Below are 26,097 nucleotides of genomic sequence, written 5' to 3' on the forward strand. Positions count from 1 at the left end.
ATTTATAAAAAATAGAGCTTTTAACATCTTATTCATGTTAAAAGCTCTATTTTAAATTAGATTAGAATATCTTTTTTCTTAAATATAAAGTGAGCTATTAGATAGCAACCAACTATCCAACATAGCATAACTATAATTCCAAAGCCCAGAGTTATAAATGGCTTATTATAGAAAATGGCTATTTGTCCAGTTAGTAAGTCACTTGGGGTTCCAAAGCTTGTAAATAACAAGAATGAAATTTTTCTAAAGAAAGCAAATGCAGTATTAAATATATTACAAGCAATAAGTACAGATGTAGCTATTGCCATTGAAGTCATACTGGATTTAACTAAGGATGATACCATGAAAACAAATGAACAACAAGCAATTATATAAAGGGCTTGAAGTAAAAATGATCTTAAAGTAAATTGAGATAATGAAATCATGGTTGTACTATTAGCAATTTCGATTAACGGATGTATTCCATCTTCAATCTTACTTAAATCATATTGGAATTTGGTTCCAATAGTCATTGGATAATTAGAATTACCAAAACCTTTAAATAAACCAATAATTATAAACCCTAAGATTTCAGTACTAAGAATCATTGTAACAGAGGTTATACAAACTGCAATAAATTTTGAAAGAATAACTTTACCACGTGATATTGGTTGAATAAGTAAAAATTTAAGAGTAGCAGGAGTACACTCTCCAGAAACTATGTCACTCATAAATAGTGCTATACCAATTCCAAGTAAAAATACTCCTAAAATCTGCATAACAGATTTTAGATAATTATATGAATTAAGTTCCCACTCATTAATCGGTTTTATATTATTATCTTTTAAATAATTTAACTGAGTTAATTGAGTTTTCATTTGACCTTTATATCTTTCAGGCATAGTATCGTCTTTTAGTTGATTTTCAATGTCTTTAATTTGTCCATCTAATTGAACCTTCCAAAGATCCTTTGATTTTGATGGATCTTTTATAGCATTTTCTAAAGATGTCTTTTCATTTTTAAGATCATTAACTCTATTTGTCATCTGTTCATATTTTTCAGGGTCTTTATTTTGTAGGTCTTTAGAAGAAGAAAGATAATCTTTTTCAATATATTCAACTTCGTTATTTATATTTTCTATTTTAAATTCTGGAGAATTATATTTTTCCATAGATTTTCCACTAAAATAGTCACCAACGCCAATAAGTAAAAGGGCTGCTATAAATAATCCAAATATAATCCATGTTTTGCTACGTCTAAGTAATTTTCTAAGTTCATTTTTTACTAAAATACCAATCATTATCTAATTCCTCCTTCAACAAGTTCCATATATCTTTGTTCAAGGCCCACATGTTTTTTATAGACCTCAACAACACCTATATTATTTTGAACTAAGGCTTCAACAAGCTGTGGTGTTGAATTTGGATTTAGATTTACGGTTAAAGCTCCAATATCTTCTGAAATGTTATTTACAAATTCTAGGTTCTTTATTATGTCTATAGCATCATTATTTTCAGTGGTTATTACTATCATTGTATCTGTTTTAGTTTCTATGTTAGAATCACATAGATTTTCGATAGATTGGATTTCTCCATTGTTAATAAATGCCACTGTATCACATAATTGTTGAACTTCACTAAGAATATGAGATGACACAAACACAGACATTCCATCTTCTTTAGCTGCTTTTTTTACGATATTTCTAAAGTCTAGAATACCAGATGGATCTAAGCCATTTGTAGGTTCATCAAGAATCAAAAGTTTAGGGTTGTCAAGAAGAGCAGCACCAAGACCTAATCTTTGTTTCATACCTAAAGAATATTTTTTGAATTTATCATTTATTCTTCCTTCTAAACCTATAAGTGATATTACTTCGTCCACACGTTTTTTTGGAACTTTTCTTATTCTTGCTATCTGCATTAAGTTTTCACGGCCTGTTAAATATCCATATAATTCAGGATTTTCAACTACTGCTCCTAAGCAAGATAAAGCTTTTTCTCTATCTTTTTTTAAATCATGTCCCACAATTTTAATTGAACCTTCATTTGGAGCTATTAGTCCAACAAGCATTCTTATAGTTGTTGTTTTACCTGCACCATTTGGTCCTAGAAATCCAAAAATTTCTCCCTCTTTTACATTAAAGGAAATACCTTTAATTATTTCCCTTTTTCCCAAACGCTTTTTAACGTTGGAAACTTCTAAAATATTCATATAATACCTCCAAGTTTTATGGTTAAGTTTTCTTTGAAATTTTTTGATACCTTTATATACCATTATAACTTGTAAAACTTTAGATTTTCATAAAACAATCTTAAATATTTCTTAAGAAAATGTAAGAAAAGTTAATTAAGCTTACAATTAAGTATCTTAAGTTCAAGTATTATTAATATATTATAGATAAAAATAAAAAACTTTTCCTCTAAAGTTAAAGAAAAAGTTTTTATGATTTTATATAGTTTTTAAATTTCATGAAATTTTTATAAACATTGAAGGGATATAAGTAAATTTAATTATGTAGGTTAATCAACTTTATAAAGTCCAATACTATCAAGAAAAACTTTATCTATTTCTTTTCCATAAGGCAGGTCATGTTCTTCTCTATACTTCAAAACAGCTACCTCTAAAGAATAGTCATAAATACCGTTAACAGAGTCATTAAAATAACCAAGGGATTTGAGCATTCTTTGGACAAAATAAACGTCAGTACCTTTGTCATTTGGATGTATAGTCCTATTGTATGATGTGAAAAGCCAAGTAGGACCTGGATATACTATAACTATAGTATCATAATTTACCAAAGAAAAGACTTCTTCTATATGATAATTGTACATCCTTATACATCCACTAGACGCCATACTTCCTATGGAACCTGGATTATTAGTTCCATGAATACCAAATGTATCCCAAGGAGTATTAAGGCCAAGCCAATAACCTCCAAAAGGTCCAGGAAGATGAGCTTTGCTAGTAATTTGCCATGTACCAATAGGAGAAGGGGTTTCTTTCTTACCTATGGCTATTGGATATGTTTTCTCAAAGTCATAATTTTCTTTGTTTACTAATGATAGGGTTAGTTCATTAATATCTACAAAAATTAAATATTCTTTAGTGTTTTTAACCATAGAAGAGTCTTTAGCAATAACTAAATGAGTATTAAGAATATTAAATATAAGAAATACTATAAGGAATTTAGTTGTTTTTTTCATTTCATCACCTATGTATCTTTTTAATAGTTATTTTTATGAAAATATAAAAATTTTTTAAATTGAGAATTGAAGATGGACAATTGCAAACTGTCAATTATCAATTAAGCGTGGTGTAGCCACTTTATTAAATACTAATTTATATTGTCCCAATTCTAAAAAACTATGTATTTTTTAGAAAATCAGAGAAAAGAGAATATAAAATGAGCTGATTTACTTAATAAGAGGAAAATAAAAGTAACATTTTTAAAAGTATTAGTGTATTATATAACTAACACACTAATACTTTGGGATAAGAGGTGAGAAAGAATGGAATTTGAATTGAACTCCAAGGAGCCTATATATATACAAATCAAAAAACATATAGAGATGAAAATAGTTTCTGGAGAATTTAAAGGGGGAGAGAGAATGTCATCAGTAAGGGAATTTGCAAACTCATTAAAGGTAAATCCTAATACAATTCAAAGGGTGTATATGGAGCTTGAAAATGATAATTTAATATATACCCAAAGAGGAGTAGGAAAATTTGTTACAGATGATAAAAGTGCTATAAAACAATTGAGAAAGAATATATCAAAGGAAAAATTAGAGGAATTTATAAAAACTACAAAGCTTTTAGGGTTTACAAAGGAAGAAGTTGTAGAATCAATACTTGAAATGTATGAGGAGGTATAAGAATGGATGAGATTTTAGAAGTAAGTAATGTTTTTAAAAATTATGGAAATAAAGAAGTTTTAAAGGATATAAATTTTAAGTTAAAAGAGGGAAAAGTAGTAGGGATTTTAGGACCTAATGGACAAGGGAAAACTACCCTTTTAAATATTATAGGTGGATTGATAAAACCTACCAGTGGTGTTGCTAGTATAGATGGAATAAATGTGAGTTATGAAACAAAAAAAGTTGTTTCCTTTTTACAAGAAAAAAATGTTTTATACAACTGGATGAGTATAAAGGATGCAATTAATTTTTATAAGGATTTTTTAAAAGATTTTGATAGTAATAAGATGAGTGATTTACTTAAATTTATGAAATTAGAGGAAAATATGACGGTAAATAAGTTATCAAAGGGTATGCTTGAAAAACTTTCATTGAGTTTAACATTAAGTAGAAAAGCAAGATTGTATATTTTAGATGAACCTATATCTGGGGTAGACACTGTAACAAGAGATAAAATTGTAAATGTAATAATAGACAATATAACAATAGATTCATCAATGATTATAACAACTCATTATATTGGAGAGTTAGAAAATATATTTGATGAGGTCTTATTTTTAGGAGAAGGAAAGATAATTGAACATGGAGATGCTGAAGAACTTAGAGAAAAATATGGTACATCAATAGAAGAAATTTATAAAAAAATTTTTAATGAGTAGGTGAAATTTATGGAAAACATTATTAATATAATAAAATATACATTGAAAGAGCTTAAAAACTTATATTTTGTTGAAGTTATAATATTATTGATAAGTCTTTTTATTGGACATTTTATATCAATATTTACTGTAGGATTTGAAGCGATACCAATAATATCTATAATTTTAACAATAAACCTAGTAAATCATATGATTGAATTTTCTAAGCAAATATCAAGGTCAAAAGGTGGTCTATTATTTTTAGCTCCTATTAAAGGGTATGAGTTTGTTATATCGAAAATCTTAGAATTTATAATTAGCCAAGGTGCACTTGTTGGATTATATAGTTTAGGAATAGCTATATTTAACTCAAGCTTTAGTGAAGGATCTGTGTTAATTTTAGTGAAAATTTTATTTGGAATGATTTCATCATATACGTTTATAATTTTATTAATTCTTATATATTCAACATTTTTTAATAAAACAAAACAGGTTGTAATATGTGTCATAGGAACAGTAGTTGTAGGACAATGGCTAGCTGATAGTATTTTTGAAAAGTTATTTAACTTAATACCATATATTTATTTGAGAATTGGTACAGTTATAGAATTTAATTTATTTAAAATATTTATAGAGTTGTGTGTAGTTGTAGCATTAATTTTCTATGGAAGCTTAAGATTAGATAAAAACAAAGATATTATATAAAATTAGATAGAAACTACAGTATTACTAAAATAATAAAGAGGAGAATTGGTAGTATGAAAAAAAGATTAGGTATGGTTGTAATGGGTGCTCTTCTTATAGGGGCGTTGACGGGATGTGATGTAAGTGTAGGTATTAATCATCCGGATGAAGTTCAAAAAGATAGTGGATTAAACAACAATGTAATAGAAGATATCGATGAGAAGGTAAAAATAGAGGAGTTAAATAGAATTAACATATCTATGAATTTTGCAAAAATAGATATTATACAAAGTGATAGTAATGAAGTTGAAATAGTAAGTAAATCTAATAGTAATGTTAAAACAAATATTAATATTGAAAAAGATAAAGATTTGTTAAATATTGAGGAAGAGAAGAATAAAGTAGCTATTAATAGTTCTAACGGAGGAAGAGAAATAAGTATAAAAATTCCTAAACAATATAAGGGTGATGTAACTTTAAATTATGGAGCAGGGGAAGTTCATGTTAGTGATGTATCTATGAATAATTTCAAAATAAATGGAGGAGCAGGAGAATTATCCATAGATAAAGCTAAGTTCAACAATATGGAATTAAATCAAGGGGTTGGGGAATCAAATATTAATCTTGAAGAAAAATGTGGAGATATAGTTATAAATGGAGGTGTGGGAGAAATTAATTTAACTATGGAAGAAGTAGGTGGAAATTTAAGATATAAAGGAGGAGTAGGGGAAGCTAATATAAGTATACCTAAAAACTCTCCAGTATATTTCCAAACAAAATCAGGAATAGGAAGTTGTGATGTTAAGGCGATAACATCAGGAGAAAATAAATATTTGTTTGACTTATTAGTTTCAATTGGAAGTGTTACTATTAATAACAGTATTTAGGCACATTCAAAAAAATAACAAGTTTTTTCTTCATGTGCACTAATATAATATAAAAAGGTTCTATATAAATATAGAACCTTTTTTGTGGTTGCGGGGGCAGGACTTGAACCTACGACCTTTGGGTTATGAGCCCAACGAGCTACCAACTGCTCCACCCCGCGTCATTGTGTTATTAGCCTACTAATTGAAGCTTTTTTAGTATAATACATTAAATAAGTTAAATTCTTAATTTAATATAAAAGCTTTGGTTGCGGAGACAGGACTTGAACCTATGACCTTTGGGTTATGAGCCCAACGAGCTACCAACTGCTCCACTCCGCGTCATTGTGTTATTATAGCCTACTAATTGAAGCTTTTTTAGTATAATACATTACATTAAATAAGTCAAATCCTTAATTAATATAAAGGCTTTGGTTGCGGAGACAGGACTTGAACCTATGACCTTTGGGTTATGAGCCCAACGAGCTACCAACTGCTCCACTCCGCGTCATTATGTTATTAGTCTACTAATTGAAGCTTTTTCAGTATAGTACATTACATTAAATAAGTCAAGTTCTTAATTTAATATAAAAGCTTTGGTTGCGGGGGCAGGACTTGAACCTACGACCTTTGGGTTATGAGCCCAACGAGCTACCAACTGCTCCACCCCGCGTCATTATGTTATTAGCTTACTACTTAAAGTCTTATTAGTATAATATATTACATTGAATAAGTTAAATTCTAAGTTATTAGCTTACTATTTGAAGCCTTGATTAGTATAATACATTATATTAAATAAGTCAAGAAACTTATTCTATTATTACCAAATTCATCATTAATATAACCTTATAAGTTAAACATATTAAAATAATATAGATGTTAGAAGTCTAAGAGAAAAATATATTTAAAATTTTATCATTAAGTCAATAAGAATAAAATGACAAGTTATTACAAATTAGTTATAATAACTAAAAAGAGAGAAATATAAGATGGGGATTTTAGAAAAATATGTTTTTTAATAAGGAGAGAAAAATGAGGTATATTGATTTAAATTCTGATGTAGGTGAAGGTTTTGGACAATACAATTCCTTTGAAAAAAATGAACTCTATAACACAATAACTTCAGCCAATATAGCTTGTGGCTATCATAGTGGAGATCCAAATATAATGGATTATACGTGTGGACTTTGCAATAAAGCTATGGTTGAAATTGGTGCTCATCCTGGATTTCCAGATCTTTTAGGTTTTGGTAGAAGGAAAATGGATGTTTCTTTTAATGAAGCTGCCAATTACTGCTTATATCAATTAGGGGCATTAAATGCAATAGCAAAAACTCATAAGAAGAAAATTCAGCATTTAAAGTTGCATGGCGCCTTTTATAATATGGTAATGAAGGACTATAAGCTATCCCAATATATTATTAAAAGAGTAAAAGAGTTAGATAATAATCTAATATTTCTTGGATTATCAAATAGCAACTTTATAAGTGCTTGTAAAGAAGAAAAAGTTAGAGTTGCTAATGAAATTTTTGCAGATAGAGCTTATGATAAAGATGGGAATTTAGTATCAAGAAAAATTCCAGGTGCAGTAATAATAGATAAAACCAAAGCAATAGATCAAGTGAAAAATATCGTTCTTTATGGGGAAGTTAAAACAATAGAAGGAAGTAAAGTGAAATTAAATACAGATTCAATTTGTATACATGGTGATAATAAAGAGGCGTTAGACTTTGCACAGGAAATTAGAAGAGTTCTTGAAGGAGAAGGAGTTATATTTAAACCTCTTAAAAGCTTTGTATAAAAAATATCAGTAAGACTTTATTTAGTGACAAAGTAAATTAGATTGTTGATAAGATTATGAAGTGATTCTGATCTAAAATTTAAAAAATACAGGGGGGGAGGATTGATAAAAATAAAATATATACAATTAGAGTATATACTTTTAGTTTTTATCAATTGCATAATGTTTAATAAATTAAGATTTTTATATTGTGGGGATACAGCAATTACAGTGGAAATTGGAAGTGAAATAACTACAGAAATAAATAGTAAGGTTATAGCATTATATGAATATTTAAAAGAAAGTAAAATAAAGGGTATAAACGAAGTTATGCCAACATATTGTTCAATTACAATATTCTACGATCCTATAGAGTGCGATTTAATAGGATTAAAGATGGATATTGAAAATAAATTTCAGAATATTAAAAATAAAACATCCAACATGAAAGATGTTATAGATATACCTGTCATATATGGAGGAAAATATGGTCCTGATTTAGAAAGAGTGGCAAAATATAATAAGTTAACTAAAGAGGATGTTATTAAAATTCATTCTATGGAAACATATTTAGTTTACATGATAGGGTTTACTCCGGGTTTTCCATATTTAGGAGGAATGAATAGTAAAATTTCAACACCACGCTTAAATGTGCCAAGAAAAAGAATATTATCAGGGGCAGTTGGAATAGCTGGTAACCAAACGGGTATATATCCATTAGAAAGCCCAGGAGGGTGGAATATAATAGGACAAACTCCTATGGAATTGTTTAAACCAAATTCTAATTCACCTGTACTTATTACTCCAGGAAATTATGTTAGATTTAAGCCTATTGAGGAAAAGGTCTATATTGAATTTAAAAATAAAAAAGGGGCATAGGAGTATGGGGAAAATTAAAATATTAAATCCAGGTTTTTTTACTACAATTCAGGATAAAGGCAGGTTTGGGTATAGAAGTTTAGGGATTGCATCATCAGGCGCTATGGATAGATTTTCATATGAAATTGCAAATTTTTTAGTTGGAAATAAAATGCTTATGCCATCACTGGAAATGATGATTAGTGGACCAGAAATCCAATTTTATAATAAGGAGTTAATTTCTATATGTGGTGGAAATTTAAATCCAAGGATAAACAATAAAGAAGTACCTTTGTGGACAGCTATTAAAGTAAATTCAGGAGATGTTCTTTCATTTAAGGGAGATAAAAATGGAATGGTTGCATATTTAAGTTTTGCTGGAGGGCTTCATGTAAATAAAGTGCTTAATAGTTATTCTACAAATATAAAAGGACATTTTGGTGGAGTTTGTGGAAGAAATTTAAAATTAAATGATGATATTGAAATATTAACTAATGAGACAAACATAAATCAGTATATTAACAATAAACTACCAAATCAGTATGTGCCAATTTATAAAAATTCAATTAATGTAAATGTAATTTTAGGACCTCAAGATGATTATTTTTCAAAAGAAGAGATAAATAAATTTTTAGATGAAACTTATGAAATATCTCCTTTAATTGATAGAGTTGGATTTAGATTAAGTGGAGAATCTTTAGTTCATAAAAAAGGTTCAAATATAATATCAGATGCAAACAATATTGGATCAATTCAAGTTCCAGGAGATGGAATGCCAATAATTTTAATGAACGATTGTGGGACAACTGGTGGATATCCTAAAATAGCATCTGTAATTTTTAGTGACTTAGATAAGGTAGCACAACTTAAACCTGGTGATAAAATAAAGTTTACAAATATAAGTTTAGAGAAATCACATAACTTATATAAGAAATACTATGAAAAACTAAACCAAATAAAAGGCATACTATTAGACAGAAATTTAAGTGATAATTATTATAATGTAAAAGTTAATGGTAATACCTATGTTATTTCTATAGAAGAACAATAGTGATCTGTAAAGGTTTAGTTGACAAAAACATAAAGAGTAATATAATAAAAGAATAAAATAGAATATTTAGCTAGGGGTGCCTAATAGGCTGAGAGATAAATTTTTTATCAACTCTTGTACCTGATCTGGATAATACCAGCGTAGGAAAGCTTATTATATATAAGAATAATTTTTATATATTTTATGAAATAGTTATCAAAGAGCTATATTCCACGTTGGAATATAGCTCTTTTCTTTTTTCATAATATAGTTATTTGTTCAATAAAAAGGAGGATAAAAATATGTATAACTTAATAAATGATGTTAAGAAAAAAAATCCATTAGTATTACATTACACAAATGAAGTTACAATAAACGATTGTGCTAATATAACTTTGGCACTAGGAGCTAGTCCTTTAATGAGCTATTCAAAGGAAGAGGTAGAAGAGGTTGTAAGTATTGCAAACGCTGTGGTTATAAACATAGGAACTATGAATTCATCCTACTTAGATTTGTTTATAGAGGCAGGTAAGATGGCAAATAAGTATAATAAGCCTGTTATATTAGATCCCGTTGGAGTATTTGCAACTAAAACTAGGAAAGATTTTATAAATAGATTACTTAATGAAGTTAAATTTCAAGTAATAAAAGGAAATTCATCAGAAATAAAGTATATAGGAGGATTTGATGTTAGGGGAAAAGGTGTAGATTCTTTTGATGATGAGGAAGATCTACTAGAAATTATAAAAAAAATAGCTATTAAATTAGAATGTGTGGTGGCTAGCACTGGAAAAATTGATATTATAACTGATGGAAAAAATACTACGAAAGTACATAATGGAACACAAAAACTTAAAAGTATAACAGGAACAGGATGTATGACAGCAAGTCTTATAGGAAGTTATTTAGGATGTACAAATAATATATTACAGGCAGCTACTATGGGTGTGATTACAATGTCTTTAAGTGGGGAGCTAGCAGATAAAGAAGAAATACCAATAGGAAGTTTTAAGGTTAAGTTAATGGATAATGTATACAAGTTGAATGAAGAGACAATAAAAAAATTTGGAAGGGTTGAGATGTAATGAAATTTACAGAATATTTATTTGAAGAATCAAAAGAAATATGGGAGGGCTATTTAAATCATCCATTTATAAAAGAATTAGCAAATGGGACTCTTCCTAAGGAGAAATTTAAAAATTATTTAATACAAGATTATTTATATCTTAAAGAATATTCAAAGGTATTTTGTTTAGGAGTAATAAAGGCTTCAACTATGGAGGAAATGAGATTTTTTTATAATGCTATAAAAGGGTCAATGGATGATGAGACAGCAGTGCATATAACATATTTAAAGAATTTTGGAATAAAACCAACAGATCTTGAAAGATGTGAATCAACGTTAATTACTAAAAGTTATACAAGCTATATGAAAGGAGAGGCTTTAACTGGAGAACTTAAAGAAATAGCAGCAGCTGTATTACCATGTACATGGAGTTATAACTATATAGGAATGGAGATAGCAAAGAGATATAAGGATAATCTAAAAGGAAATTTTTATGAACCTTGGGTGGAAGTTTATTCATCCCAGTCATATAAGGATTTTACAGATGAATGGATAGAGTATACAGATAATTTGTGTAGTAATTTAACAGAAAAAGAAAAAGAAAAACTAAGAGATATATTTGTAACATCTAGTATTTATGAAATGCAATTTTGGGATATGGCATATGAAGAGGTAAAATAAAGGAGAATTGACATGGTGAACTTTATTATCGTAGTAGTAAGTGTAGTGATTTCGTGTTTATATTTAGTTGATTTTAAAAAACATAAACTGAACATTAGAACAATGGTTCCTATAGCCATGTTAACTGCATTATCATATATTTTACATATGATACAGTTTATAAAATATCCTCAAGGAGGAGGGATAACATTACTTTCAATGATGCCGATAATGCTACTTTCTCTATTATATGGAAGAGTAGCAGGAGTTACTGGTGGGTTGATATTAGGATTATTTAAACTTTTAAATGGTGGATTTATAATTCATCCTCTTCAACTATTATTGGATTATGTATTTTCAAATATGGCATTAGGACTTGCTGGTGTTTTTGGTAATGACAAAAAAATTAAAATAATATGGGGATGTTTATTATCTTCATCTTTAAGTGTTTTTATAAGCATAATTTCAGGAGTAGCCTTCTTTTCACAATATGCACCACCAGGAATGAATCTTTGTTCCTTTATAGGATATTATAAAATTTCGAATCTGTGGATAACTTTGATAACTATTAAAATATATAGATTTTTTAGTTGAAAACTTTAATGAGTGAAAAATTACAAGTGGCAAGTTGCAAGAGTTTAAGAAATTGACAATTGACGATTGAAAATTGACAATTCAAGGATAAATCTTCTAAGGAAGATTTTAAAATTTAAAAAATATAATTTAGAGAAAATCTGTGATTTTCAACCTGAACTTTCAACTTTCCACTCTCAACCTTCAACTTTATATTTAGGAAGTCTGTGACTTCCAACAATAATCGTCAATTGTCAATTATCAATTGTCAATTGAAAAAAGGGCGCAGCCTTTTGTTCTATAAAAATAGCAAAACTTATTATACGAGAGAATATTAAATTATTGAGGTAGGAGGTTAAGATAAAAAATGAAAGAAAAATTAAAACTTTATTTAGTAACAGATTCAGATATTTTAAAAGGACGAGACTTTTATAAATGCATAGAAGATGCTCTTAAAGGTGGAGCAACCATGGTACAATTAAGAGAGAAGGATTGTCTAGGAAAAGAATTTTTAGAAAAAGCACGTGAACTTAGGAAACTTACAAGAAAATATAATGCACTGTTTATAATAAATGATAGGGTTGATATAGCAATTCTTGTTGATGCTGATGGTGTACATGTTGGACAAAGTGATATACCAGCTAAAGAAGTAAGAAGATTAATTGGAAAAGATAAGATCCTTGGTGTGTCAGCGAGAACTGTAGAAGAAGCTGTAAAGGCGAGAGAAGATGGTGCCGATTATTTAGGAGTTGGTGCTATGTTTACTACAAGCACAAAATTAGATGCAAAACATGTAACCCATGAGGTTTTGTGTGAAATACAAAAAAATGTTGATATACCAATAGTTGCGATAGGTGGACTAACACTAGAAAATATTCATTTAATCAAGCCATTTAATTTAGCTGGTTATGCAGTGATTTCTGCTATATTAAAGGAAAATGATATATATGGTGAATGTAAAAAATGGAGTAAAAAGATTTAGTATCTATATGATTATATAAGTACAGCTTGACAAAATTAGAAATTGATTTTATATTAAACTATGTATAAAAAGTTAAATATAAATTATGAAATATACTAAATTTCATATGGATTTTGGAGTAGAAATTGATGAAATATAAAAAACTATCAATAAAGACCATTGTTGCAATAGGTATTGGATCAGCTGTATTTATGATTTTAGGTAGGTTTGGATCAATCCCAACAGGTATACCTAATACAAATATAGAGACTGATTATGCATTTTTAGCATTAATGGCATTGCTTTATGGTCCAATGGCAGGTATGCTAATTGGATTTATAGGACATGCATTAAAAGATACGGTGTTCTATGGTTCACCATGGCTAAGCTGGGTAATAGCATCAGCTGTAGTTGGATTAATTATAGGAACTTCTCATAATAAACTTAGAATTACCGAAGGAGTATTTGAAAAAAAACAGATAATCCTATTTAATATAATACAAGTCATAGCCAATATTATTGCGTGGTTTGGAATTGCTCCTACATTAGATGTGTTAATATATGCAGAACCTATTAATAAAGTATATTTACAAGGAGCTATAGGTGGAGTATCTAATATGATTACAGTAGGGATTTTGGGAACTATACTAGCATCTAATTATGCTAAGACAAGAACCAAAAGGGGAAGCTTAGATAAAGAAAATTAAATCAATCACTATACCGGAGAAGAGCTCCGGTTTTTTTACGAAAATAATACATTTTAGTATAAGATTTTAGAGGTATAGGTATATGAAGAAGCCAATAATAGAATTTGTAGATTTTAGCGTTCAGTATATAGTTCAAGCTAAGCCTACTTTAAAAAACATAAATTTAACAATAAACCAGGGAGAAAAGGTTCTAATAGTTGGACCATCAGGTTGTGGAAAAAGTACACTTGCCCATTGCATTAATGGATTAATACCATTTTCTTATGATGCAGAAACAAGTGGTAGTGCAAAAATTAATGGAAAAGAAACTAAGAGTATGAGTATATTTGAAATATCAAAAATAGTTGGAACTGTACTTCAAGATCCAGATAGTCAGTTTATAGGGTTAACAGTAGGGGAAGATATAGCCTTTAAATTAGAAAATAATTGTGTTTTCAAGGAAAAAATGATAGAGAAAGTTAATACAGTAGCCAAAATTGTTGATATAGATAGTAATATTAATGAGGCACCACATAGGTTATCAGGAGGGCAAAAACAGCGTGTGACAGTTGCAGGAGCAATAGTAGACGATGTGGATATACTTTTGTTTGATGAACCTCTTGCAAGTTTAGATCCCTATACAGGAAAAACATCTATAGAATTAATAGATCATATACAAAAAAATAATAATAAAACAATAGTAATAGTAGAACATCGATTAGAAGATGTTCTTCATTGCGATGTTGATAGAATCATTGTTATGAATGATGGTGAAATTATAGGAGACATGTCACCAAATCAGCTATTATGTTCAAATATATTAAGGGAAAATGGTATACGTGAGCCGTTATATTTAACTGCTCTTAAATATGCAGGATGCGATATTACTGAGAAGATTAACCCTAAAAATATTGCTACCATAGATGTAAAAGATTTTGAAGAAAAACTTTATAAGTGGTATAAGAATATAAGTATTCAAAAAGAGACTTCAAAGAAGGAGTCAATTATTGAATTAAATAATATATGTTTTGGATATAGTAAGGATAAACAAACATTAAACAACGTGTCATTTAAAATAAATAAAGGAGATATGGTAAGTATAGTTGGTAAAAACGGTGCAGGTAAATCAACCATATCAAAATTAATATGTGGATTTTATAAGCCAACAAAAGGATATATAAAATTCAAAGGTAGAGATATCTTAAAAGATACCATAAAAGAACGTGCTGAATACATAGGTATGGTAATGCAAAATCCTAATCAAATGATTTCAAAAAATATGATATTTGATGAAGTCGCACTTGGTCTTAAAGTTAGAGGGGTAGATAAAGATGAAATAAAAGATAGAGTTCTAAAAACACTAAAAATATGTGGATTATATGAATTTCGTAATTGGCCAATATCGGCTCTCAGCTTTGGGCAAAAGAAACGTGTTACAATAGCATCAATATTGGTTCTAAATCCGGAAGTCATTATACTTGATGAACCAACAGCTGGACAAGATTTTAGACATTATAATGAGATTATGGAATTTTTAAAACAACTTAATAATAGAGGGGTAACCATAATAATGGTAACTCATGATATGCACTTAATGTTAGAGTATACCAATAGAGCAATAGTTCTATCAAATGGTATGAAGATAGCAGATGATATATCATCTAATATATTAACAGATAGGGAGATAATTAAGAGAGCAAATCTTAAAGAAACTTCACTATATGAATTGGCAATAAAAGCTAAATTAAGTGAACCAAGAAAATTTGTTGAAAAATTTATAGACTATGATAGGGAGGATAGGAAAATATGAGCACAACTATGTTGTCATATATAAAAAAAGACTCTAAAATTCATAATCTAACAGGAGCCACAAAACTTATATTTTTTATATTATGGACATTAGCATCAATGTTAACATATGATACAAGAATATTGATAGGTATGTTTATAGTTAGTATTGTTATTTTTAAAATATCTAAGATAAAATACAAAGATATAGCATTTATTTTATATTTTATATTATTCTTTTTATTACTGAACAATATAGCTATATTTATATTTTCTCCATATGAGGGAGCTAATATTTATGGAAGTAAACATGAATTAGTTCATTTATTTGGGTCTTATTGGGTAACATCTCAGCAGATGTTTTATCAATTCAATGTTACAATTAAGTATTTTTCAGTAATACCTATGGCACTGTTGTTTATGGTAACAACAGATCCAAGTGAATTTGCATCTTCTTTAAATAGATTAGGTGTAAGTTATCGTATATCTTATGCTGTTTCAATAGCTTTAAGATACATACCTGATATACAAAGAGACTATCAAGATATTTCTTTTGCGCAGCAAGCCAGAGGCATAGATATGTCTAAAAAAGAAAAGTTTACAACTAGGATTAAAAATTCATCAGCTATACTTATGCCACTTATTTTTTCAAGTCTTGATAGAATAGATACAATAAGCTGTGCAATGGAACTTAGAGCTTTTGGAAATGGTAAAAAACGTACATGGTATAATTCCCGTGAATTTAAGAAATACGACTATATTGCAGTAACAATTGGGATATTAATATTTATAACATCATTGTGTATGACTTTTAAAAATGGAAGTCGTTTTTACAATCCATTTTAGAAGATAAAAAGCATTATTGAACTTCTTTTTATAGAAAATTTCAATAATGCTTTTCTTATATAAATATATTAGAATAAATTACAATTATATACATATAACCACAAATGAATATATAATTGTTTAGTTAATATGTGGAAAAATAATAAAAGTATAAATAAAAAAAAATTACAATTGTTAAAATTGTCAAATTTGTTTGAAAATAATAATTAAATAGTATTGATAAATCCATTTAGATATAATAAAATATAAATTGAAAAATGTTAAAAAAATAACTACAATATTAAACAATATATGTAAGGAATATATTCTAGATTAATGAAATTTAATAAATATTGAAAGAGGGGATTAAATTTGGGGTCAATGTGTGGAAATAACTTGAAACTAAAGGAGTTAGAGCACTTTATTCTACAACAGGAAGATAAAGAATCAGCATTAATAGGTGTTTTACATAAAGCACAGGGAATGTTTGGATATTTAGATGAAGAGATTCAAAAATTTATTGCTGATAAATTAGAAATACCTGTTTCAAAAGTTTATGGAGTTGTAACATTTTATTCTTATTTTACAACTGAGCCAAAAGGAAAGTATGTTATAAGTGTCTGTACAGGCACAGCTTGCTTTGTTAGAGGAGCTGGGGAAATACTAGAAGAATTTAAAAAAGAACTTAATATAAAAGAGGGTGAAACTACACAAGATAATCTTTATACATTAGATACCTTAAGGTGTGTAGGTGCATGTGGAATAGCGCCAGTTGTTAGTGTAAACGATAAAGTTTATGGACAATTTACAAAGTCACAAGTAAAAACACTTTTAAGTGAATTAAGGGAGCAATGATAGATTATGAAGAGAGTAGTTAATTACACAGAATTATTAAATTTAAGTAATGAGTTAAAAAAACTTATTGAATTGAGAAATAATACAGAGAAAGTACAGAATATTAGTGAAATTGGAGAAAGGCATATACTAATTTGTGGAGGAACTGGTTGTAAAGCATCTAATTCATTTAACGTAATAGATGCTTTACAAAAAGAAGTTAAAGATAAGGGGCTGGAAGATAAGGTTAAGGTAATTAAGACTGGATGCTTTGGATTTTGTGCTCAAGGACCAATAGTTCAGATACTACCAGACAAGACTTTTTATATAAAAGTTTCAGAAGATGATGTAAAGGAAATAGTTGAAAGCCATATAGTTAACAATAAAATTGTAGACAGGCTACTATATACTAATGCAGAAACAAGAGAGAAGATAGAAACAAAAGATGAAATTCCTTTTTATAAAAAACAAGTTAGAATTGCATTAAGGAATTGTGGAGTTATAGATCCTGAAAATATAGAAGAAGTAGTTGGAGCTGATGGATATAAAGCCCTTGGAAAAGTCCTTACAGAAATGTCACCAGAAGAGGTAACAAAGGAAATGACAGAATCAGGACTAAGAGGAAGAGGAGGCGGTGGCTTTCCAACAGGAAGAAAATGGGAGGCTACTCGTAAATCTAAAGATGATGTGAAATATGTTATATGTAATGCTGATGAAGGAGATCCAGGAGCCTTTATGGATAGAGCTATACTTGAGGGTGATCCCCATGGTGTACTTGAAGCAATGGCTATATGTGGTTATGCAGTAGGAGCTAACAAGGGATATATATATATAAGAGCTGAATATCCATTGGCTATTAGCAGATTAAAAATAGCAATAAGCCAGGCAGAAGAGGCAGGATTATTAGGTAAAAATATATTAGGAACTGGTTTTGATTTTGATATAGAACTAAAATATGGAGCAGGGGCTTTTGTGTGTGGAGAGGCTACAGCATTAATACATTCTATAGAAGGAATGAGAGGAGAACCTACAATGAAACCTCCTCGTACATCAGAAAAGGGACTATGGAAAAAACCTACATGTGTAAATAATGTTGAAACTTTTGCAAATATTGCTCCAATAATAAATAATGGTGCAAGTTGGTATAAAACTATAGGAACAGCTAAATCAACAGGAACTAAGGTTTTTGCTTTAGCAGGAAAAATTAATAATGTTGGATTAGTTGAGGTACCTATGGGAATATCCTTAAGAGATATTATTTATGAAATAGGTGGTGGAATAAAAGATGATAAAGAGTTAAAGACTGTTCAAACAGGTGGACCATCAGGAGGATGTATTCCAGCATCTATGGTTGATATACCAATAGAATATGATACTTTAACAGAAATAGGTTCAATGATGGGTTCAGGTGGAATGATTGTAATGGATGAAGATAACTGTATGGTTGATATTGCAAAATTCTACTTAGAGTTTACTGTAGATGAGTCTTGTGGAAAATGTACCCCTTGTAGAGTAGGAAATAAAAGAGTTCTTGAAATATTAAACAAAATTACTCAAGGTAGAGGTACTGAGGAAGATTTAAGAAAATTAAAAGAGCTTTGCGAAGTAATTAAAGATACTTCTCTTTGTGGACTTGGGGAATCAGCACCTAACCCAGTTTTAAGCACAATGAATTTCTTTATGGATGAATATGAAGCTCATGTAAAAGAAAAGAAATGTCCTTCAAAAGTTTGTAAAAAGCTTTTAAGTTATGAAATTACAGATAAATGTATAGGTTGTACAAAGTGTATGAGAAATTGCCCTGTTGATTGTATAAAGGGTAAAATAAAGGAAAAACATGTAATTGATAAAGATAAATGTATAAAATGTGGAGCCTGCCATGGAGCTTGTCCGGTTAAGGCTATCGTAATTAAGTAGTGGAGGGGAAGGATATGACCATGGTTAATTTAACTATTAACAATAAAAAAGTAGAAGTGCCAAAGGGTACATCTATATTAGATGCAGCTAAAAAACTTAATATAGAAATACCAACACTTTGCAATATGCATATGGTAGATGGACAAACTAGAAATTGTAAAGGTACATGTAGAATATGCGTAGTTGAAGTTGAAGGAAAAGGCTCATTAATACCATCTTGTTCAGTTGATGTTTCAGAGGGAATGAATGTTAAAACTCATACTCCTAGAGTTCTTAAAGCAAGAAGAACAATCTTAGATTTATTATTATCTGATCATCCTCAGGATTGTTTGAAATGTGAAAAGAACCTTAAGTGTGAACTTCAAAAATTAGCTATGGATTTCGGCATAGAAAGAATTAAATATGAAGGAGAAATATCTAGGTATCCAATAGACAGCAGTTCACCATCAATTATAAGGGATATGGATAAGTGTATTTTATGCAGAAGGTGTGTTACAGCATGTAATGATGTTCAAAAGGTACATGCATTAACAAATGTTGAAAGAGGATTTAATTCTGTTATATCAACATTTTTTAATAAGCCATTAAGTGAAACTGAGTGTACTTATTGTGGTCAATGTTTAGCAGTCTGTCCAACCGGTGCATTAAGAGAAGTTAGGGACTATGACAAAGTGTGGGATGTACTTGGTGATAAAAATAAGTTCGTTTTAGTACAAACAGCTCCAGCAGTGAGAGTTGCATTAGGAGAGGAGTTTGGATTCGAAAGTGGTGCTATTACAACAGGCAAAATGGTTGGAGCATTAAAAACATTAGGATTTAATGGAGTATACGATACTAATTTTGGTGCAGACTTAACTATTATGGAAGAAGCATATGAATTTGTAGATAGATTTACAAAAGGAGAAAATCTTCCACTTATAACTAGCTGTTGTCCAGCGTGGGTTAAATTTATTGAAGATAAGTATCCAGAATATTTAAATCTTCCATCAAGTTGTAAATCTCCCCAGCAAATGTTTGGAGCTATAGCTAAAACATATCTTGCTAAAAAATTAAACATTGAACCTAAAGATATAGTTGTGGTTTCAGTTATGCCTTGTGTTGCTAAGAAATATGAAGCTAAAAGAGAAGAAATGGGTAGAGATGGCATAAGAGATGTAGATGTTGTAATAACTACAAGAGAGCTTGCCAAGATGATTAAAGAAACAGGAATAAATTTAAAGGATATAGAAGATGCAAACTTTGATAATCCACTAGGAGAATCAACTGGAGCTGGAGTTATATTTGGAACTACAGGTGGAGTTATGGAAGCGGCTTTAAGAACAGCATATGAAGTGGTTACAGGAAAAACTCTAGAAAACGTAAATTTTGAACAAGTTAGAGGGCTTCAAGGAATAAAAGAAGCAAATGTAAATTTAAATGGAAAAGAAGTAAGAATTGCAGTAGCAAGTTCATTAGGTAATGCTAAAAAAATTATGGAAGACATAAAAAATGGAAAGTGTAAGTATGACTTTATTGAAATAATGGCATGCCCGGGTGGATGCATAGATGGTGGAGGACAACCATTTATAAAGAGTAATAGGGAAATACTTAAAAAGAGAATGGAAGGTCTTTATACTGAAGACACAAATAATAAATTAAGAAAATCACATGATAATCCAGTCATAAAAGAAGTGTATAATGAATTTCTAGAAAATCCTAATAGCCATAAAGCTCATGAATTACTTCATACACATTATGGCAAAAAATAATAGGTTAGTGAAAGTAAATTCTAAAATTAATTAAATAAATATAAAAAGATGATTCCTATTTTATAAGTGCCAGTATGTAAATTATAATCTGCAATTTATAAGAGAAAGGAATCATCTTTTATTTACTCTTCAGCATATCATAGACTTTAAATTAAAAGAAAGTGAGGTATAAGCGTTAGAAAGATATCTGACGAACAACTAGTATTGTTGCTTAGATCTTACTTTTAGTTTAGATAAATTTTATTGTAAGTTTTAAAAGTTTAAATTTAAGTTAAAGAATATCGTTAATAAATTATGATTTAGAAAGGATAAAGAAATTATGTTTTTAAGTATTAATGAAGATCCAATTGGAATGGTTTTAGTTGTTTTTCCTGTATTAATTTTTATAATATCTATATTATTGCAAATTATAATAAAGAAAAAACTAGTAGTAACAGGTTTTATATTCGGCGGTTTTTTAGTTGCTACATTTACTATATTTAATTCATCATTCCTGATATGGTGTTTTGTTTATACAGTGATTTCATATATTGGGACACTTACAGGAGATTCTATTCTTAAGTATAGGAATAAATCTAATTAAAAGTTTTTATAGAATGAATCTTCATTTAGATATTATACATCAGATAAATAGTTTTAAAATAAGTATTATTTCAAAGTAAGTACAGAAGAACACTTATCTAAAAAACTATTTGAAGTGTTATAGGGAAGTTTTGTTGAGGTAACCCCAACTTGATTAACACTGATTCCATCTCCTGTATTTCTAAAAGCGTGAATCATATAGTTTGAGCCAGTATAATTGCCAAGGTACATCATTACATGATTATTCATAAACAATAATGAACCAGGAAGCAAATTTTCAATTTGTTTTTCTTTATTTCCAGTAAGTTTTAATGAGATACAAGGTATCTTTTCCATAGGGTCAGTATCTCGAGGAAGCCTAAATCCCATGGTGTTGTAAATTGATGATATATATCCAGAGCAATCCCTTCCATTAAATTTATTACCCCAATCATATTTCTCACCTAGTGATTTAAACCCTTGAAGCAAAACATTTTCAATAGTATAGGATAAATACCCATAGTTAGTATCCTCACTAAAGGATAGTTTACCAATTTTAAATATTAAATTATCATTTTCATCCTTTATAGGAATTTTTATTATATAATTATTATTTACAATTTCTTGGGAAATATCTTTTGTCTCATTATTGTTTTCATATAAGAAAATTTTACTACCCATATTATAGGAGTACTTTATGTTGTCATCTAAGCTATAAGCGTTTATATGGTTTCCAGTAGTTATAATAAATTTATTGTTTTCTAAGTAATTAAAAAGATCATCTTTGTTTTTAACCTTTCCTATGTTAGAAGAACTACACCATCCTTTATAATTATATCCTTGTATAAAATACCATTTTTTATCTAAACTTTCATGTAATATAACAACAGGCTCATTGATTTCTAATGAGCTTTGTTGGAACATATCTATAAATATAGAATCAGAAGCTTTATAAGCTCCACTATCAGCAGGGTATGAACGAATATTGGTTTTAGTTAAAGTTAATCCGTACTGTGGTAAAGTAGGTGACGAAATAGAATTTAGATTAAGGTTATCTTTTAAAACAGCTTCATCTTTAGACGTGTACTTAGTTTTATTATCATTGTAATACTTAGTTATGTTTACAGCATACTCTTTTATGGAGTTTGAGATTTCTTCTTTAGATGGCATAGAGTAGTTTTTTAAATCATATACACCTAAGTTATTTTCTAATATTTTAGCATTTAAATCTTTAACTTTATCATAATCCATAACTAAAGAAGAAGAGTTTTTATAATTTGAAATCCAAAATTTAGGAGTGTTCATTTCGTTAGGTATATTCTCTATAGGTTTATAATTGTTAGGTGAGAAAGCATCTACATAACAATCTCTAGAAATATTAAAATTTATCTTGCTCTCTTCTGAAACTTTGTCTGAAATCTCATCTTCTGAATTTTTTGATTCATATTTTTGATTTAAATATTGAGATAATGATTTATAAATAATTACTCCACTGGTAAGTAAAATAAATAAAAGGAATAAATATTTTGGATTAAGTTTATTACTATCTTTAATCATATATATCTGATTTGAAATCAGATTTTCACCTGCCTTTCAATTTGTGTAATAATATGGGTTTACAAACAAATTATAAACTAAAAGTTATATTATGTATATAAGCTGTTTAGAAGGCTTTTGATATTATATGGACTTGTTAAAGGAGCAGTGGAACTTAGAATTAAAAAGTATGAATATATAGGAAGACTTTAAAAAGATATTTTGGTTGAAAATAAGCAGTATTAGGCATCTGAAAAAATAATAGACCAGTGTTCTTGTCTATTATTTTTCAGATGCCTTAACATTAACTTGTCACTTGTCACTTTTAATTTGTCACTAAAAAAGGCGTAGCCTTTTGTTCCTTTATATTAAATAGACTTATTACATTGTAAAGATTCTTTTGAAACAATATCAATAGGTGTTTCAGAAGTTTTAGAAAAATTAACAATCACTGCAGACACAATCATAAGACATACACCAAAAAACTTAATAATAGAAAAAGATTCCCCAATAATTGTCCAACCTATTATTGCGGATACTACCAATTCTACAGAACTAATAATTCCTACTTTTGATAATTCTATACCAGTAGAAATACCAGATACATAACAAATATATGCTAGAGAAGCAGGTATAAGTCCAAGACCTAGCATAAGAAAAATAGTATTTGTATCTTTTATGTAATTTACCATAGTCCAAGGTTTAGCAAGAGGTATCATTAAGATTGCCCCAAATAAAAAACCATATATTATAATAGTTATACTTTTACATTCAGATAAAGCGCCTTTGCTTATTATAGGCATACAAGCATAGGTTACGCTGGCACCTATGCCAAGTAATATACCTAAAAAATTAAGAGATGAGAAGTCTAAAATACCACCTGTAACTGCTATAAAAGCACCTATAAAGCATAAAAGTAATGATATTTGTTTACATTTGTCTATTTCTTCTTTGTATATTAGTTTTGAGAATAAGGCAACAAATAATGGTGAAGTATACAATAGAACTGCTGCAACAGACACGCCGATTTTATTTATTGCATTGAAATAGCATAAATTGAACATAGCTTGGCAAATAAAACCTATAATTATAGAGTAGATAAGTCCTTTTTTTGTAAGTTTTAATGCATCAGGTGTTTTGATAAGTGCATATAAAGCTAGGATTAAAAATCCTAAAAATAACCTTGTAAATGCAACTTGTTCTGGAGTTAATCCTTTTTGTATAAGATTATCAACAAAAAAACCTATACAACCCCAAAGAATACCTGCCATAGCAACTAAAACATAACCCTTGTTTTTCATAAAAATCCCCTTTCAAGTAATTAATAAATACTATAAGTTAAATTAAACGGTATTAGGCATATGAAAGAAAATAACAAGTCAAAGATGCCATGTATATTTTGTGTCAGACAAGGAGGTGATATTAGTTCATAGCATAGGCTATGGGCTAATATCGCTGACGCAGTATGACACAAAATAGACTAGCATACTGACTTGTTGTTTTTTGAATGTGCCTTATAAAGTTATAATACACCTCAATTACTAGAGTACATATAAAGTTCAACATATGTCAATATATTTAATAAAAAATCAACAATACTAATAATTTTAAAAAGAAAATAAGATCAGGAATGATATTTAATACCTTTCCTAATCTTATTTTTAAACTTTATTCAAAACTTCTACTAAGCCAAAAGATGTCCACTCTAACTTGAAACCAATAACTAATTAGTTATTGGTACTTCATTTTATAGCATTTCTATAAAAGCTTGAATCCTGGTATTTAATTGTCCTAAATCAGACGTTGAATAGTCAGTTTCTATTTTAATATAAGGAAGGTCTTTATCATTTCTGACAAAGTCTTTTATTCTAACAGATTCAACATTATATGTATGACAGGCTTGGAGAATTACTTCAACAACACCATCTACTTTGTATTCATCAATTAAATAAGATAAATATTCTATTCTATTATCATTAGGACTCATACATGCACATGCAGTTCTTAAGTATCGTTCAGTTAATGCATCAATTGGATTTTTAGATTCATCTACAAGAAGACTTTCGTCTTTTGCTCCACTACAATTTTCATAACATACTACAACACCACCATTAGATTCTATTGCAGTAATTACTTTTTCAGTAGAATCTCCAAGGGGACAGCCTGTTACAAGTATTCTTTTAGCATTTGTAGATACAGGTCTAACACCATTATTATAGTTTTCCATAGTTTTATTAGTTATAGTTTTTATATCTTCAATTTCTTTTTCTTTGTCAGATATATATAGTGTCCCTTGAATGACTTTTCTTAAATCATAACCTGTCATTGGTGGGGGACAGAGTTTAGAAAGACCATAGTAAGTTCTAAGAGCTTGTCTTTCTCTATTTCTAAGAGCTATTTTTTCCCTAAGGGCTTCATCAGTAATTTTTACATTAAATTGTTTTTCCAGGGTTTCTTTTAACTCCAATATTCCACTTTTATAATATTCATAAGCAGCTTTTCCATTAGGAGTTTGAGGTATTTGCATTACAAACATAGATTTTCTTTTACTTAACAACTCATACATTTTTTTCTTCCCATCGCAAGTAGTTTCTCCAACTAACATGTCTGAAAAATAGTAAAATGGACATTTCTCAGTTATAGCATATCCATAACTTGATTTTATTAAAGGACATAAATTTCTAGGTAAATCTCTCTCCGCATCTTCTACAGTTTCTCCATCCATTCCACAAAGCCAAGCAGAGATTGCTCCAGAAGCAGAAAGCACTTCCCACGGAGCAAAGCCACAATATACCCCTATTATATTTTTACCTTGATCTTTTAATTCTTTAATTTTAATAAAGGCATTTCTTCTAGCATCGCTGAATTCATTTATAAATTTTGGTAAATCTTTCATTAAGTATTCCCCCCGAAATGTAAAATAATTTGATCATCTCATGGCTACAATTACTAATATCGTCTATTTCTTAAGTAGGATATAAGTGATGTCATGGCCAAAGATAAGTTCATAAAAAAATCATTTATTTCATATGTATTACTCATAAAACTTAAATTTTGATATTTTTGAAATTCTAAGAATAAAATTTTTAGTGTTTTATAGATGGAATTTCATAATTTAGTTAAGTTGGTGTAAAATTACACCATATAATTTTAGCATAAGAACTAAAATATAAATGTTTGTATTTTAAAA

At 28.8% G+C, this 26,097-nt stretch carries 24 protein-coding genes, 4 tRNA genes and 1 riboswitch; of the genes, 18 read left to right on the top strand and 10 right to left on the bottom strand.

What is annotated here, in order from left to right:
• Positions 1 to 56: 56 nt before the first annotated feature.
• From BM119_RS03005 to BM119_RS03015, 3 genes are all read right to left on the bottom strand, one after another.
• Positions 57 to 1,280, bottom strand: coding sequence for an ABC transporter permease subunit (locus BM119_RS03005; protein WP_090038783.1), 1,224 nt, complete (start codon positions 1,278 to 1,280; stop codon positions 57 to 59).
• Entirely contained in the window at positions 1,280 to 2,191 is a 912-nt protein-coding gene (locus tag BM119_RS03010) for an ABC transporter ATP-binding protein (protein WP_090038785.1), read from the bottom strand. The genes BM119_RS03005 and BM119_RS03010 overlap by 1 nt, the downstream gene beginning before the upstream one ends.
• Before the next feature lie 308 nt (positions 2,192 to 2,499).
• Positions 2,500 to 3,183, bottom strand: coding sequence for a L,D-transpeptidase family protein (locus BM119_RS03015; protein WP_090038787.1), 684 nt, complete (start codon positions 3,181 to 3,183; stop codon positions 2,500 to 2,502).
• A gap of 306 nt (positions 3,184 to 3,489) precedes the next feature.
• On the opposite strand from BM119_RS03015, the gene BM119_RS03020 reads away from it, so the two are divergent.
• The 4 genes from BM119_RS03020 to BM119_RS03035 are packed head-to-tail and all read left to right on the top strand — an operon-like array spanning position 3,490 to position 6,106.
• Positions 3,490 to 3,855, top strand: a complete 366-nt coding sequence (locus tag BM119_RS03020; protein WP_090038788.1) for a GntR family transcriptional regulator — start codon at positions 3,490 to 3,492, stop codon at positions 3,853 to 3,855.
• A gap of 2 nt (positions 3,856 to 3,857) precedes the next feature.
• Positions 3,858 to 4,556, top strand: coding sequence for an ABC transporter ATP-binding protein (locus tag BM119_RS03025; RefSeq protein WP_090038789.1), 699 nt, complete (start codon positions 3,858 to 3,860; stop codon positions 4,554 to 4,556).
• A gap of 9 nt (positions 4,557 to 4,565) precedes the next feature.
• Positions 4,566 to 5,240 carry a hypothetical protein gene (locus tag BM119_RS03030; protein WP_090038791.1) on the top strand — a complete coding sequence of 225 codons (675 nt, stop codon included), beginning with the start codon at positions 4,566 to 4,568 and terminating at the stop codon, positions 5,238 to 5,240.
• A gap of 53 nt (positions 5,241 to 5,293) precedes the next feature.
• Complete coding sequence (locus BM119_RS03035) at positions 5,294 to 6,106, top strand: DUF4097 family beta strand repeat-containing protein (protein WP_090038793.1); 813 nt, start codon at positions 5,294 to 5,296, stop codon at positions 6,104 to 6,106.
• A gap of 85 nt (positions 6,107 to 6,191) precedes the next feature.
• Here the strand turns inward: BM119_RS03035 and BM119_RS03040 are convergent.
• The 4 genes from BM119_RS03040 to BM119_RS03055 form a co-directional block, all read right to left on the bottom strand.
• Positions 6,192 to 6,267, bottom strand: a tRNA-Met gene (locus BM119_RS03040).
• Positions 6,268 to 6,351: 84 nt separating this feature from the next.
• A tRNA-Met gene (locus BM119_RS03045) sits at positions 6,352 to 6,427 on the bottom strand.
• Positions 6,428 to 6,517: 90 nt separating this feature from the next.
• Positions 6,518 to 6,593 (bottom strand) — tRNA-Met (locus BM119_RS03050).
• 89 nt (positions 6,594 to 6,682) lie between these two features.
• Positions 6,683 to 6,758 (bottom strand) — tRNA-Met (locus tag BM119_RS03055).
• Positions 6,759 to 7,117: 359 nt separating this feature from the next.
• Here BM119_RS03055 and BM119_RS03060 point away from each other — a divergent pair.
• The 14 genes from BM119_RS03060 to BM119_RS03125 all read left to right on the top strand — a co-directional run bounded on the left by BM119_RS03060 (position 7,118) and on the right by BM119_RS03125 (position 21,393).
• Entirely contained in the window at positions 7,118 to 7,885 is a 768-nt protein-coding gene (locus BM119_RS03060) for a 5-oxoprolinase subunit PxpA (RefSeq protein WP_090038795.1), read from the top strand.
• A 102-nt stretch (positions 7,886 to 7,987) separates the two neighbouring features.
• On the top strand, positions 7,988 to 8,743 hold the full coding sequence (gene pxpB / locus BM119_RS03065) for a 5-oxoprolinase subunit PxpB (protein WP_207647663.1): 756 nt from the start codon (positions 7,988 to 7,990) through the stop codon (positions 8,741 to 8,743).
• 4 nt (positions 8,744 to 8,747) lie between these two features.
• Complete coding sequence (locus tag BM119_RS03070) at positions 8,748 to 9,773, top strand: 5-oxoprolinase subunit C family protein (RefSeq protein ID WP_177199299.1); 1,026 nt, start codon at positions 8,748 to 8,750, stop codon at positions 9,771 to 9,773.
• A gap of 62 nt (positions 9,774 to 9,835) precedes the next feature.
• A riboswitch (TPP riboswitch) is annotated at positions 9,836 to 9,937 on the top strand.
• 117 nt (positions 9,938 to 10,054) lie between these two features.
• Positions 10,055 to 10,837, top strand: coding sequence for a hydroxyethylthiazole kinase (gene thiM, locus BM119_RS03075; RefSeq protein ID WP_090038800.1), 783 nt, complete (start codon positions 10,055 to 10,057; stop codon positions 10,835 to 10,837).
• Positions 10,837 to 11,499, top strand: coding sequence for a thiaminase II (tenA, locus tag BM119_RS03080; RefSeq protein ID WP_090038802.1), 663 nt, complete (start codon positions 10,837 to 10,839; stop codon positions 11,497 to 11,499). The genes thiM and tenA overlap by 1 nt, the downstream gene beginning before the upstream one ends.
• Before the next feature lie 12 nt (positions 11,500 to 11,511).
• Positions 11,512 to 12,072, top strand: a complete 561-nt coding sequence (gene thiT / locus BM119_RS03085; RefSeq protein WP_090038805.1) for an energy-coupled thiamine transporter ThiT — start codon at positions 11,512 to 11,514, stop codon at positions 12,070 to 12,072.
• Positions 12,073 to 12,418: 346 nt separating this feature from the next.
• Positions 12,419 to 13,033, top strand: a complete 615-nt coding sequence (gene thiE / locus BM119_RS03090) for a thiamine phosphate synthase (protein ID WP_090038808.1) — start codon at positions 12,419 to 12,421, stop codon at positions 13,031 to 13,033.
• Between the two features lie 128 nt (positions 13,034 to 13,161).
• Positions 13,162 to 13,719 carry an ECF-type riboflavin transporter substrate-binding protein gene (locus BM119_RS03095; RefSeq protein WP_090038810.1) on the top strand — a complete coding sequence of 186 codons (558 nt, stop codon included), beginning with the start codon at positions 13,162 to 13,164 and terminating at the stop codon, positions 13,717 to 13,719.
• An 82-nt stretch (positions 13,720 to 13,801) separates the two neighbouring features.
• Positions 13,802 to 15,508, top strand: coding sequence for an ABC transporter ATP-binding protein (locus tag BM119_RS03100; RefSeq protein WP_090038812.1), 1,707 nt, complete (start codon positions 13,802 to 13,804; stop codon positions 15,506 to 15,508).
• Entirely contained in the window at positions 15,505 to 16,332 is an 828-nt protein-coding gene (locus BM119_RS03105; protein WP_090038814.1) for an energy-coupling factor transporter transmembrane component T family protein, read from the top strand. Before BM119_RS03100 ends, BM119_RS03105 begins: the two co-directional genes overlap by 4 nt.
• Positions 16,333 to 16,692: 360 nt before the next feature.
• Positions 16,693 to 17,166, top strand: a complete 474-nt coding sequence (nuoE, locus tag BM119_RS03110) for an NADH-quinone oxidoreductase subunit NuoE (RefSeq protein WP_090039031.1) — start codon at positions 16,693 to 16,695, stop codon at positions 17,164 to 17,166.
• Positions 17,167 to 17,172: 6 nt separating this feature from the next.
• The gene (locus tag BM119_RS03115) at positions 17,173 to 19,062 is read left to right on the top strand and encodes an NADH-quinone oxidoreductase subunit NuoF (RefSeq protein WP_090038816.1); all 1,890 of its coding nucleotides are present in this window, start codon (positions 17,173 to 17,175) and stop codon (positions 19,060 to 19,062) included.
• Between the two features lie 14 nt (positions 19,063 to 19,076).
• A complete protein-coding gene (locus tag BM119_RS03120; protein ID WP_090038818.1) occupies positions 19,077 to 20,810 on the top strand; it encodes an NADH-dependent [FeFe] hydrogenase, group A6 in 1,734 nt (577 codons plus the stop codon).
• Between the two features lie 319 nt (positions 20,811 to 21,129).
• The gene (locus tag BM119_RS03125) at positions 21,130 to 21,393 is read left to right on the top strand and encodes a DUF2651 family protein (RefSeq protein WP_090038820.1); all 264 of its coding nucleotides are present in this window, start codon (positions 21,130 to 21,132) and stop codon (positions 21,391 to 21,393) included.
• A gap of 65 nt (positions 21,394 to 21,458) precedes the next feature.
• Here the strand turns inward: BM119_RS03125 and BM119_RS03130 are convergent, their stop codons facing one another.
• From BM119_RS03130 to BM119_RS03140, 3 genes are all read right to left on the bottom strand, one after another.
• Positions 21,459 to 22,928, bottom strand: a complete 1,470-nt coding sequence (locus tag BM119_RS03130; RefSeq protein WP_090038821.1) for an NlpC/P60 family protein — start codon at positions 22,926 to 22,928, stop codon at positions 21,459 to 21,461.
• 347 nt (positions 22,929 to 23,275) lie between these two features.
• Positions 23,276 to 24,208 carry a DMT family transporter gene (locus tag BM119_RS03135; protein WP_242948291.1) on the bottom strand — a complete coding sequence of 311 codons (933 nt, stop codon included), beginning with the start codon at positions 24,206 to 24,208 and terminating at the stop codon, positions 23,276 to 23,278.
• A gap of 446 nt (positions 24,209 to 24,654) precedes the next feature.
• On the bottom strand, positions 24,655 to 25,803 hold the full coding sequence (locus tag BM119_RS03140; RefSeq protein WP_090038824.1) for a double-cubane-cluster-containing anaerobic reductase: 1,149 nt from the start codon (positions 25,801 to 25,803) through the stop codon (positions 24,655 to 24,657).
• Positions 25,804 to 26,097: the final 294 nt, after the last annotated feature.

The organism is Clostridium frigidicarnis, from assembly GCF_900111985.1.
In the GTDB taxonomy this organism is placed as follows: domain Bacteria; phylum Bacillota; class Clostridia; order Clostridiales; family Clostridiaceae; genus Clostridium_Z; species Clostridium_Z frigidicarnis.